This window comes from Trabulsiella odontotermitis (assembly GCF_001297775.1).
Classification (GTDB): Bacteria; Pseudomonadota; Gammaproteobacteria; order Enterobacterales; family Enterobacteriaceae; genus Trabulsiella; species Trabulsiella odontotermitis.
Genome location: NZ_LIFX01000014.1, coordinates 17,747 through 29,579, shown reverse-complemented (window position 1 = coordinate 29,579; position 11,833 = coordinate 17,747). Strand labels below are relative to the sequence as shown.

At 52.6% G+C, this 11,833-nt stretch carries 13 protein-coding genes; 5 read left to right on the top strand and 8 right to left on the bottom strand.

What is annotated here, in order from left to right; all coding sequences use genetic code 11:
- Window positions 1-3: 3 nt before the first annotated feature.
- A complete protein-coding gene (locus AOY23_RS18550; RefSeq protein WP_152958624.1) occupies window positions 4-237 on the bottom strand; it encodes a DUF1656 domain-containing protein in 234 nt (77 codons plus the stop codon).
- A 198-nt stretch (window positions 238-435) separates the two neighbouring features.
- On the opposite strand from AOY23_RS18550, the gene slyA reads away from it, so the two are divergent.
- Window positions 436-876 (top strand): transcriptional regulator SlyA, encoded by a 441-nt coding sequence (gene slyA, locus AOY23_RS18545; protein ID WP_054180771.1) that lies wholly within the window; start codon window positions 436-438, stop codon window positions 874-876.
- A 61-nt stretch (window positions 877-937) separates the two neighbouring features.
- Here slyA and AOY23_RS18540 read toward each other — a convergent pair whose 3' ends face one another.
- Complete coding sequence (locus AOY23_RS18540) at window positions 938-2,302, bottom strand: sensor domain-containing diguanylate cyclase (RefSeq protein ID WP_054180770.1); 1,365 nt, start codon at window positions 2,300-2,302, stop codon at window positions 938-940.
- 250 nt (window positions 2,303-2,552) lie between these two features.
- Window positions 2,553-3,020: an outer membrane lipoprotein SlyB gene (gene slyB / locus AOY23_RS18535; protein ID WP_038153976.1), complete on the bottom strand. Its 468-nt coding sequence runs from the start codon at window positions 3,018-3,020 to the stop codon at window positions 2,553-2,555.
- Between the two features lie 287 nt (window positions 3,021-3,307).
- Here slyB and anmK point away from each other — a divergent pair, with 287 nt between their 5' ends.
- From anmK to tyrS, 4 genes are all read left to right on the top strand, one after another.
- Complete coding sequence (gene anmK, locus AOY23_RS18530) at window positions 3,308-4,432, top strand: anhydro-N-acetylmuramic acid kinase (RefSeq protein ID WP_054180769.1); 1,125 nt, start codon at window positions 3,308-3,310, stop codon at window positions 4,430-4,432.
- 90 nt (window positions 4,433-4,522) lie between these two features.
- Complete coding sequence (gene mliC, locus AOY23_RS18525; RefSeq protein ID WP_054180768.1) at window positions 4,523-4,846, top strand: C-type lysozyme inhibitor; 324 nt, start codon at window positions 4,523-4,525, stop codon at window positions 4,844-4,846.
- Between the two features lie 57 nt (window positions 4,847-4,903).
- Complete coding sequence (pdxH, locus tag AOY23_RS18520; protein ID WP_054180891.1) at window positions 4,904-5,560, top strand: pyridoxamine 5'-phosphate oxidase; 657 nt, start codon at window positions 4,904-4,906, stop codon at window positions 5,558-5,560.
- 125 nt (window positions 5,561-5,685) lie between these two features.
- The gene (tyrS, locus tag AOY23_RS18515; protein WP_054180767.1) at window positions 5,686-6,960 is read left to right on the top strand and encodes a tyrosine--tRNA ligase; all 1,275 of its coding nucleotides are present in this window, start codon (window positions 5,686-5,688) and stop codon (window positions 6,958-6,960) included.
- 92 nt (window positions 6,961-7,052) lie between these two features.
- Here tyrS and gstA read toward each other — a convergent pair whose 3' ends face one another.
- From gstA to rsxG, 5 genes are all read right to left on the bottom strand, one after another.
- Window positions 7,053-7,658 carry a glutathione transferase GstA gene (gene gstA / locus AOY23_RS18510; protein WP_054180766.1) on the bottom strand — a complete coding sequence of 202 codons (606 nt, stop codon included), beginning with the start codon at window positions 7,656-7,658 and terminating at the stop codon, window positions 7,053-7,055.
- Window positions 7,659-7,766: 108 nt separating this feature from the next.
- Entirely contained in the window at window positions 7,767-9,272 is a 1,506-nt protein-coding gene (dtpA, locus tag AOY23_RS18505; RefSeq protein ID WP_054180890.1) for a dipeptide/tripeptide permease DtpA, read from the bottom strand.
- Window positions 9,273-9,870: 598 nt separating this feature from the next.
- On the bottom strand, window positions 9,871-10,506 hold the full coding sequence (gene nth, locus AOY23_RS18500) for an endonuclease III (RefSeq protein WP_054180765.1): 636 nt from the start codon (window positions 10,504-10,506) through the stop codon (window positions 9,871-9,873).
- A complete protein-coding gene (locus AOY23_RS18495) occupies window positions 10,503-11,204 on the bottom strand; it encodes an electron transport complex subunit E (RefSeq protein WP_054180764.1) in 702 nt (233 codons plus the stop codon). Before AOY23_RS18495 ends, nth begins: the two co-directional genes overlap by 4 nt.
- A 4-nt stretch (window positions 11,205-11,208) precedes the next feature.
- A complete protein-coding gene (rsxG, locus tag AOY23_RS18490) occupies window positions 11,209-11,829 on the bottom strand; it encodes an electron transport complex subunit RsxG (protein ID WP_054180763.1) in 621 nt (206 codons plus the stop codon).
- Between the last annotated feature and the right edge of the window lie 4 nt (window positions 11,830-11,833).

Sequence of the window (11,833 nt, the reverse complement as noted above, 5' to 3'; positions counted from 1 at the left end):
GCATCACCACGACACAATAAGTACCAGCGCCAGACATACGGACAGCGCGAATAAAGAGAGATCCATCAGCATGGGATGCCAGATATCGCCCGCGTACATCCAGTCGCGTAACTGGCGGTGGGCGACAAGCCAGATCAGAAAGCCCAACAGGACAGCTTTGAACAATGGGGGAAAGTAGATTGATGCGCCAAGCACCAGATCCTGAAGGGGCAATCCTGACGCAGTGAATGTTAACATCACGAGCAGAAATCCTTTGCCTGGACGAAGTAAGAGGCCAATTGTGGGATCCACATCGGCAAAACGCATTTATAACTATTGAGAGTATAAATCATTGCTTTGGTTTGCGTTAAGAAGGCAATACATTGTTTTGGTATGTTAAATGCTGCACACTATCTTAAAATCAGTATAATAACTTAGCAAGCTAATTATAAGGAGATGAAATTGGAATCGCCATTAGGTTCTGATCTGGCTCGGTTAGTGCGCATCTGGCGTGCTCTGATTGACCATCGCCTGAAACCTCTGGAATTGACGCAAACGCATTGGGTGACGCTGCACAATATTCATCAGCTTCCCCCGGAGCAGTCGCAAATTCAACTGGCTAAAGCGATTGGCATCGAGCAACCGTCACTGGTGAGAACGCTTGACCAACTGGAGGAGAAAGGACTCATCTCTCGCCAGACATGTGCAAGCGATCGTCGTGCTAAGCGCATTAAGCTCACTGAGAAAGCTGAGCCGCTGATTGAAGAGATGGAGGCGGTGATCAGGAAAACGCGCGGTGAAATTCTGTCTGGAATTACCGCGGATGAACTGAACATGCTGCTCAATCTGATTTCACGTATTGAGCAAAACATTCTCGAGCTGCAGGCAAGAGACTGAGCAACGCCGTACCCGGAATAACTAAAAGGCCTTGCACTCGCAGGGCCTTTCTTTTTCTGCTTTACTGCCAGACCACCACACGATTGCGTCCCGCCTCTTTGGCGGCGTACATCGCCTGATCGGCGCGCTGCACGCACTCTTCGGCGGATAAATCATATTCCGTCGCGGTAAAGACCCCCATGCTGATGGTGACCGGCTCCGGAAGCTGGCCGCCGCTGTTTTGCGGATCCTGCTGGCAAATGGTCTGGCGGATGCGTTCGGCGACATTCAGCGCTTCATCGGCGGAGGTATTGGTCAGCAGCAGGGCAAATTCCTCGCCGCCGATCCTCGCGGCAACGTCCTCTTCGCGCACGGCGTTCTGCAACACGCCAGAGACAAACTGGATCACCTTATCACCCTGTAAATGCCCGTACTGGTCGTTAATGCGTTTAAAGCGGTCAAGATCGCTGACGATGACCGACAGTTGACGGGCAGGGGTTGTGCCAGGCAGTTGTTGCGTCAACGTATCGTAAAAGTAGCTGCGGTTGTAGAGTCGGGTCAGCGGCTCGCGAATCGAATTTTGATAGGAATCGAGGTATTTATCGTGAGATTCGCGGTAGAGATTGAACACATCGCACAGCAGGACAAAAATCAGGAATAGCGTGGTGACGGTTTCAATAAAACGCGCCTGATACCAGGTATAACCCGCGCTGTGATCGGATGACAGTAACACCGTGAGCGTGACGATAAAACAGACGCAAAAGAAACCGCCGCTGTACCAGAATATATTTCGCAGCCGTGAAATATGGACCAATATTACGAGGGTGACGCACCACATCGCCACCAGACACCAGCCAATAATATCTCTCCACAACGGCGTGAAGGTATAGGTTAAATTATCAATGAAATTCACGCTGACTAATGAGGATTTACTGGAGTAAAACCAGGAGAGCAAAATCATTGATGCGGTGAATATGATAGTGGCAAATAATATGCATGCATGAATGTGTCGTGCATGCATATTATGCTTACGAAATCTGAATAATATGGCCGCGGCGACAAACAATGTTGCCATCATAATGTTACGGAAAAAGTAAAAAATAATCGCATCATTGTAATTAATTGAGCGCCCCGCGGTGCAAAGATACCACTGTGGATAGCTGCTGAGTGTGCCCAGCATCAGCAGGGCGGAGCCAGCGAAGGCGCAGGCGATGGGCATCAGATACAGTCGCTGCTTTTCACAGATATACTTCATAAGCATGAAGCCTGCGACCATTGTATGAAACACTAACAGAAATATCGTCATCGTCGGAAATACGACAGTGCTGATACCAGGCGTATGTCTTAGGGTTAACATTGACAGGTAAAAGAAGATAAAAACAGCGGCAATACAAATAGTAATGAATAAAAAGACGTGGCGTAAACAATGTCGCGTGGTGTTAAGCATAATAGACATTCTCAATGTAAGCGGACTGCAATATACAGCCCAAATTGTGCAGGTATCCTTCCCGCGTCAAAGAGAGTTTATCTTTTTATTTATCAGAAAATATTGCGCCTGAACAAATAAAGCATTCGCGAAAATTCCGAACGCCATTTTTAGAGTAATCATTTGTTTGTAAGATTAAGCAACAATAAAAAATTGTCAGGGCAGGTAAAACCGGGAAAGCGTGGCGCAGGGCGCGCCACGCGGGAAGAGATTAACGCGGGGAAACAGTTACCTGGCTGCCATTGCTGGCCATGGCGACGCGCTGCCCGGCAGAGAAGCGGGTATCACCCTGTTTCTGGACCACCATAATGGTATTGCCGTCATCTTTGCGGATTTCCAGTTCAACGCCCTGGGTTTTGTTCATGGCACCCTGAACGCCCTGGCCTGCAACGCCACCCGCCACGGCACCGGCCGCTGTCGCCAGCGATCGACCTGTACCACCGCCGATAGTATTGCCCAGGAAACCACCCAGAACAGCACCGCCAATGGCACCGATGGCGTTGGTGTCATTACCACCCTGAATCTGGACCGGACGCACGTGGACAATGGTTCCGTAGGTCACGTTCTGAACCTGTTTGGCCTCGGATGCGGTATACACATCTCCGGACAGGCCACTGCTACTGACACAGCCAGCCAGTGATAAACCCACCATAGAAACGGCTAAAATACGTAACATCATTCATGAATCTCCTGTTCACATGTAACGCTCGGTCGAGCATCCATCATCATGCAATTATATGGTATTTGCTCGCAGCAGGGCATCTGATCTGTCTGCAAATCAAAAAATAATAGCGAAAGCACATTTAACCAAAGATAAACGAGCGTGGATATTACCCCGGTGTAAAAATTGACTACAACGCATTCGTGTTTTCCGCGAGGGATTGTTAAAAACTATTATTGCATCGTAGCAATGCGAAACGCTTTATGGTGGAGTGTTAATTCTCAAAACCTTACTAAGGAAGGCATATGAAATCGGGTCGCTATATTGGCGTAATGTCAGGCACCAGCCTTGATGGAGTGGATGTCGTACTTGCCGCCATTGATGAAACGATGGTCGCACAACAGGCCAGTCTGACTTATCCGATCCCCGCGCCGCTGAAAGAAGCCGTGTTGGGCATTTGCCAGGGACAGCAACTGACGCTTTCGCAACTGGGGCGTCTCGACGTACAACTGGGGCGCCTGTTTGCGGATGCCGTGCTGGCGCTGATGAGCCAGGAGCGGTTGCTGGCAGAAGATATCGTCGCCATTGGCTGCCACGGGCAGACGGTCTGGCACGAGCCGGTCGGCCCCGCCGCGCATACCATGCAAATTGGCGATAACAACCAGATTGTAGCGCGCACCGGCGTCACCGTCGTGGGGGATTTTCGCCGTCGCGATATGGCACTTGGCGGACAGGGCGCGCCGCTGGTTCCGGCGTTCCATAACGCGCTGCTGGCCCATCCGGTGGAACGACGCATGGTGCTGAATATCGGTGGTATCGCCAACCTGTCTTTACTCATTCCTGGTCAGCCGGTGCGCGGCTATGACACCGGGCCGGGGAATATGCTGATGGACGCGTGGATCTGGCGTCAGCGCGGCAAACCTTACGATAAAGACGCGGAATGGGCGGGAAGCGGGAAAGTGATCCTGTCGCTGTTACAGGACATGCTGAGCGATCCGTTCTTTGCCTTACCCGCGCCAAAAAGCACGGGCCGCGAGTATTTCAATCTGAGCTGGCTCGAGCGGCATCTGATGCGACATCCGGGTCTGCAACCGCAGGATGTACAGGCGACGCTGGCGGAGCTGACGGCAATTACCATCAGCGAACAGGTACTGCTGAGCGGTGGTTGCGAGCGGTTGTTAGTGTGTGGCGGCGGCAGCCGTAACCCGCTGTTGATGGCGCGGCTGGCAGGCATGCTGCCGGGCACGGAAGTCACCACCACCGACGACGCGGGTATCAGCGGCGATGACATGGAAGCGCTGGCGTTCGCCTGGCTTGCGTGGCGCACGATCGCCGGACTGCCGGGCAATCTGCCGTCGGTCACCGGTGCGGCGGAGGCGTCCGTGCTGGGGGCGATTTACCCGGCGAACCCGCGCAAGAATCAGAGTTAACTGAAATCCTGATGATAATGCTGTGGTTAAAATGGAATTATTCACGGAGGGCATTGCCCTCCAGGACCAGGAAAGTCATCAGGATCGACCATGAAAAAACTACTGATTGCCGTTATTCCCTTCATGCTTGCGGGCTGTAGCTACTATAACCAGTTTGTCGAGCGCATGCAGACAGACAAACTGGAATACCAGTGCGACGAAAAACCGCTCACCGTCAAACTCAATAACACCCGTGAAGAAGTTAGTTTCATTTATGACAACCAGCTGCGTACCCTGAAACAGGGGCTTTCCGCTTCCGGCGCCCGTTACACCGACGGCGTATATGTTTTCTGGTCGAAAGGGGACTCGGCAACCGTCTACAAACGTGACCGCATTGTCCTGAATAACTGCCAGTTACAAAATCCGCAACGTTGAGATTTTCAGGCAGGGAGGGCACAATAATACCTCCCAACGATGATGATTTCGAACGCCATGCCTGATAATGACGAACTGCAACAAATCGCGCATCTGCGCAGAGAATACACCCGTGGCGGCCTTCGTCGCCGCGATCTTCCCGAAGAACCGTTAACCCTTTTCGAACGCTGGTTACGCCAGGCCTGCGACGCAAAACTCGCCGATCCGACGGCAATGGTAGTGGCGACCGTTGATGAACACGGTCAGCCTTATCAGCGTATTGTGTTACTCAAACACTATGATGAAAAAGGGCTGGTGTTCTACACCAACCTCGGCAGCCGCAAAGCGCATCAGATTGAACAGAATCCGCGGATCAGCCTGCTGTTTCCCTGGCATATGCTGGAACGTCAGGTGATGGTCATCGGCAAAGCCGAAAAACTCTCCACGCTGGAAGTGGTGAAATACTTCCACAGCCGTCCGCGCGACAGCCAGATTGGCGCCTGGGTATCCAAACAGTCGAGCCGCATTTCCGCGCGCGGGATCCTTGAAAGCAAATTCCTCGAACTGAAGCAAAAGTTTCAGCAGGGTGAAATCCCGTTGCCGAGTTTCTGGGGCGGTTTCCGCGTCAGCATCGAGCAAATGGAATTCTGGCAGGGAGGTGAACACCGCCTGCACGACCGTTTTTTATATCAGCGAGATAGCGACGCCTGGAAAATCGATCGCCTTGCGCCATAAACCCTAAAAATGTTGCGTTAAGCGCTGGTACAAGAAGGGCTGGCGCTTTATTCTATGGAACTTTCGTATCTGACGAAAAGTCGTGTACCGGCAGAGGTGCAGTCCGTTTATAGATGGAGAATTTGATGGCAAGCAGTAACTTGATTAAACAATTGCAAGAGCGGGGCCTGGTGGCTCAGGTGACGGACGAGGAAGCGTTAGCAGAGCGACTGGCGCAAGGCCCGATCGCGCTCTATTGCGGCTTCGATCCTACCGCTGACAGCTTGCATTTGGGGCATCTTGTTCCTTTGTTATGCCTGAAACGCTTCCAGCTGGCGGGTCACAAGCCGGTTGCGCTGGTGGGCGGCGCGACGGGGCTGATTGGCGATCCAAGCTTCAAAGCGACCGAGCGCAAGCTGAATACCGAAGAGACCGTGCAGGAGTGGGTGGATAAAATCCGCAAGCAGGTGTCGCCGTTCCTCGATTTCGATTGCGGCAGCAACTCCGCTATCGCGGCGAACAACTATGACTGGTTCGGCAACATGAACGTGCTGACCTTCCTGCGTGATATCGGTAAGCACTTCTCTGTTAACCAGATGATCAACAAAGAAGCGGTGAAACAGCGTCTGAATCGCGACGATGTCGGGATTTCTTTCACCGAATTCTCCTACAACCTGCTGCAGGGTTATGACTTTGCCTGCCTGAACAAGCTGCATGGTGTCGTGCTGCAAATTGGCGGTTCCGACCAGTGGGGCAACATCACGTCGGGCATCGATCTGACCCGTCGTCTGCATCAGAACCAGGCATTCGGTCTGACCGTACCGCTGATCACCAAAGCGGATGGCACCAAATTTGGTAAAACCGAAGGTGGCGCGGTGTGGCTGGATCCGAAGAAAACCAGTCCGTACAAGTTCTATCAGTTCTGGATCAACACCGCGGATGCCGACGTTTATCGCTTCCTTAAATTCTTCACCTTTATGGACATTGAAGCGATCAATGCTCTGGAAGAAGAAGATAAAAACAGCGGTAAAGCGCCGCGCGCGCAGTACGTGCTGGCGGATGAAGTCACCCGTCTGGTGCATGGTGAAGAAGGTCTGGCGGCGGCGAAACGCATCACCGAAAGCCTGTTCAACGGTACACTGAGTGATCTCAGCGAAGCGGATTTCGAACAACTGGCGCAGGACGGCGTGCCGATGATTGAAATGACCAAAGACGCCGATCTGCTGCAGGCGCTGGTGGATTCTGAGTTGCAACCGTCACGCGGTCAGGCACGTAAAACAGTGGCTTCCAATGCCGTCACCATCAACGGTGAAAAACAGGCTGATCCGGAATACACCTTTACCGACAATGATCGTCTGTTCGGGCGCTACACGTTATTGCGCCGCGGTAAAAAGAATTACTGTCTGATCAGCTGGAAGTAATCGGTTTTTTTAAATCAGGCCGGGTGACGCTGCGCTTACCCGGCATGCAAAACGTGCAGGCCAGTGCAAGCGCAGCGCCGTCAGGCTAATTGTTAGTTCAACCCTTCCGCTTTCATGGCCGCCGTTACCGCAGGGCGTGCCGCAACACGTTCCATATACGAAGCCACATGGCTTAATCCTTCCATATTCAGCTTCACCCCACGCGCCCAGCGCAGCACGGTAAACAGATAGGCATCGGCGATGGAGAAACGCGGGCCGCAAATCCACTGCTCATCTTTCAGCGATTCGTTAATGTACTGCAGCTTTTTCTCCAGCAGCGCGCGGACGGTCGGTTTGTACTCTTCCGGCGTGTCCGGGCGAAACAGCGGGGTAAAACTTTTATGCAGCTCGGTGGCGACGTAATTCAGCCATTCCAGCGTTTTGTAACGTTTAAGGGTGTCGGTTGCCGCCAGTAGCTGGCGATCGGGCACACGGTCGGCAATGTACTGCATAATCGCCACGCCTTCCGTCAGGAGCGTCTCATCATCAAGCAGCAGAGCCGGTACCTGGCCCTTGGGATTTACCTTCAGATAATCATCGCCGTTTTCCAGCCGTTTTTTCGCCAGATCCACACCTTCCAGCGTGAAGTCCAGACCACTCTCACGCAATACGATGTGTGATGCGAGCGAGCACGCACCGGGTTTATAAAACAACTTCATGGGTAACTCCTTTTGGCTGCGGTTTGCATTATGTTAGTGCCCATTGAGGTAAAAAAAAAGCCGCCAACAAGAGGTTAGCGGCTTAATTTTATTCGTTTCCCGATGACATTACGCAGTCGCAGTTTCGCTCGCTTCTGCTGATTTGTCATTATCCTGCGTCATGCGATTAAGCTTCGGCGCGGTGAGCATCATCAGCACAGTAATGACGGCGGTCGCAATACCAATCTGCAGGAAGACGCGGCCATACACTTCCAGCGACATCAGCGGATCAGTCACGTTTTCCGGTACGGCCATCAGGTTGGCGATTTTACCCGCGATAATCGCGGCACCAGCAGTGGTCAGGAACCAGCTACCCATAATGAAGCCCATCAGACGCTGCGGCACCAGCTGTGCCACCATCGCCAGACCCAGACCGGAGATCATCAGTTCACCGATGGACTGCAGCGCGTAGCTCAGGATCAGCCAATTTACGGAAACAATACCGGCATCAGTCGCGAATTTGGCACCCAGCGGCAGCACCAGGAACGCACCAGAACACAGCATCATGCCGATCGCAAATTTGTGCGGCATCGGCAGACGGTCACCCATCTTGTTATAGATTGCCGCGAGGATCGGGCTACCAATCATGATCCAGAACGGGTTCAGCGCCTGATACTGTTCCGGCTCGAACGCGATACCCAGGATAGAGTGCTCAACGTTACGAATCGCGAAGAAGTTCAGTGAGGTCGGCATCTGGCTGTACAGAACGAAGAAGACAACCGCTTCAAGCATCAGGATGAAGGCAACGATCATCTTACGACGCGCCGCACCCTGCATGGCGAATGCTTCTTTCGCGAAGATGCACACGATACCCAGCGCAATCACGCCCAGCGCGATACGTGCGATACCCTGATTGTGCAGCAGCCAGGTTGCAATCGCCACCAGAACCACAACACCCGCGATTGTTGCCAGCAGTTTGCCCATATTAACTGGCGCAAAGTCTGGTTTAGAACCGTACTGTTTCACCCATTTCTGGCAGAACGCAAAGTTCACTACGGTGATCAGCATACCGACTACGCTCAGTGCGAACGCGACGCTCCAGCCGAATTTTACCGCCAGCCACGGAGTTGCCAGCATAGAGAAGAAAGAACCGATGTTCACGGACATGTAGTACATGGTGAATGCACCGTCCAGACGCGGGTCATTTTTCTCGTAGCAGGTAGAAAGCAGGGAAGACGGGTTGGCTTTGAACAGGCCGTTACCGACGGCGATGGTCGCCATCCCCATATAGACGATCGCGGCGTTGTGACCCGACCACGCGACCAGCGCATAACCAATGGCCAGGACGATAGCGCCCAGCATGATAACGCGTTTTGTACCCAGAACTTTATCGCCCAGCCAGCCGCCGATCGCTACAAGACCGTAAACCAGTGCGCTAAAGGAAGAGAACAATGTAATTGAATCCGCTTCAGACATACCCAGTTGTTTAACCAGGTAAACGGCCATGATCCCTTGCAGGCCGTAGTAACCAAAACGTTCCCATAATTCGATAGAAAAGATGAGATAGAACGCTTTCGGTTGCTTGAAAGCATTCAGACTAACGCTTTCTGCTGGTTTATTGTTTGCAGTTGACACATATACCTCTTTTTTTACGTCCCATATTAAATGGGGAATTCCGGGCGTGATACCGAAAAACGTACCCGCCTTATAGTTATATTTGGAGGAGAAACGCGGGGTAATGTTCACTATCCTGTCCCGCCAGGCAAGTGCTTTGTAATACTCTGTTACACATAAGCGGGGTGGTATAATCGTCCGGTCATCCAAATGTTATTTAGCGTTAAATTTCATTGTTTATGATTTGGTGGTTTTTTCCACTGCGAAAAGCCGCTCACATTGGGGTTGTGGCGATATGTTCTGCTATAAAGGCGAAAAGTTAGTGATATGGGCTGGATTCATAAAAAATGCTGGTGAATTGTCCGGCGGTGAAATGAAAACCAGTTGTTAAGCCAGCCATTTCGCGGCTTTCACGCAACATAAAATTAACACTGTGTTGCACAGGTGATCGACTTCACACTTATATAGAAATTTTTACTTAGAAAAAAACGATTAACCTGACTGCACGTTTAACAGGCAGAGAATGCGTCGGTGTTTTTCGGAAAACCTGGCAGGAAAAGAGGGGATAAGAGGAATAAGCAACGCGGGTGCAGCAGACGCTGCACCATAGGATGCATCGTCAGAGATCAACTTTCTCTTTGTATTCACACAGATCTTCAATAATGCAGGAGCCACAGCGGGGTTTCCGGGCGATACAGGTGTAGCGTCCGTGGAGGATCAACCAGTGATGGCAATCCACCTTATATTCTGCCGGCACCACTTTCAGCAGCTTTTCTTCGACCTGCTCCACGTTTTTACCTGGCGCAAACTGCGTGCGGTTACAGACGCGAAAAATATGCGTATCCACGGCGATGGTGGGCCAGCCGAAGGCCGTGTTCAGCACCACATTGGCGGTTTTGCGGCCGACACCGGGCAGCGCTTCCAGCGCCGCTCTGTCTTCCGGCACCTGACCACCATGCTGCTCAAGCAGAATACGGCTGGTTTTAATCACGTTTTCGGCTTTACTGTTAAACAGACCGATAGTTTTGATGTATGACTTCACGCCCTCGACGCCAAGCTCAAGCATCGCCTGCGGGGTGTTCGCCACCGGGTAGAGCTTTGCCGTCGCTTTATTGACACTGACGTCGGTGGCCTGTGCGGAAAGCAGCACTGCGATCAGCAACTCAAACGGTGAGCCGAAATTCAGTTCAGTGGTCGGGTGAGGGTTGTTTTCCCGCAGCCGGGTGAGGATCTCAAGTCGTTTTGCTTTGTTCATCCGATCTTCCCTGTGGCATCTGTTGAAGGTGCTGTAACAATTGCGTCACGTTTCGCTTTACGCTGCTTCGCACGTTCATCAATCAGGTATTTCAGTGCCAGCAACATGCCGAGCCCGATAAATGCGCCAGGGGGGAGCATCGCCAGCAGGAACGGCGAATCGGTATGGAAGACTTCAATGCGCAACACTTTTGCCCAGTTGCCCAGCAAACCATCGGCACCGTCAAACAGCGTTCCGTTACCAATAATTTCACGCAGCGAGCCGAGAACGAACATGGCGCAGGTCGCGCCCATCCCGATAGAAAACCCATCCAGGGCAGAAAGCGCCGGGCCTTTTTTGGCGGCAAACGCTTCGGCGCGACCGACCACAATACAGTTGGTCACGATCAACGGGATGAAAATCCCCAGCGACTGGTACAGACCGAAAGCGTACGCGTTGATCAGCATCTGCACCGCGCTCACCACCGAGGCGATAATCATCACGTAGATGGGGATGCGGATCTCCGGCGGCGTCCAGTGGCGTAGCAAAGAAATAAACAGGTTGGTCAGGGTCAATACCAGCGTTGTGGCGAGACCTAACCCCAGCGCGTTAGTGGCCGTTGAGGTGACCGCCAGCAGGGGACACAGACCCAGCAACTGCACCAGGGAGGAGTTGTTTTTCCACAGCCCCTGGACGATAACATCTTTTATTTCGCTCATGGTCTTACTCTCCACAGGCGCGCAGTTCAGGAAGTTGCGCAGGCAGCGTCTGCGCATACAAACCGGCTCGTTTCACGGCATTCACCACCGCGCGAGGGGTGATGGTCGCCCCGGTAAACTGGTCGAAATCACCACCATCTTTCTTCACCGCCCAGTGACTGTCATCCGCACCATGAATGACTTTGCCAGAGAAACGGGTGATCCAGTCGGACAGGCGCAGTTCTATCTTGTCGCCGAGGCCCGGTGTTTCATGGTGTTCCGTTACGCGGGTACCCAATACGGTACCTTTGAAATCCGCGCCGACCAGTAACTGGATCGCGCCGGAATAGCCATCCGGCGCTGTCGCTTCAATCACTGCCGCGACCGGGCGATCATCCTTACGGGCAATATAAAGATGATGCACACCTTTGCCCAGTTCCGGCGCCGTCACCTGATAGCAGCTTTTTTGTAAATCGTTGTCATACCATTCTGCAGGGAGCACCTGATCAAACAGCTGCTTTTGCTGCAACGCGGCCTGCTCGTCGATGGTTCCTTTCGTCAACTGGTTGATAGCCGCCGTCAGACCCGTCGAGCCTGCGGCAAACAGCGCCAGAATAAGACCGTGTTTTTGCATTGTCTTAAGCATCAGG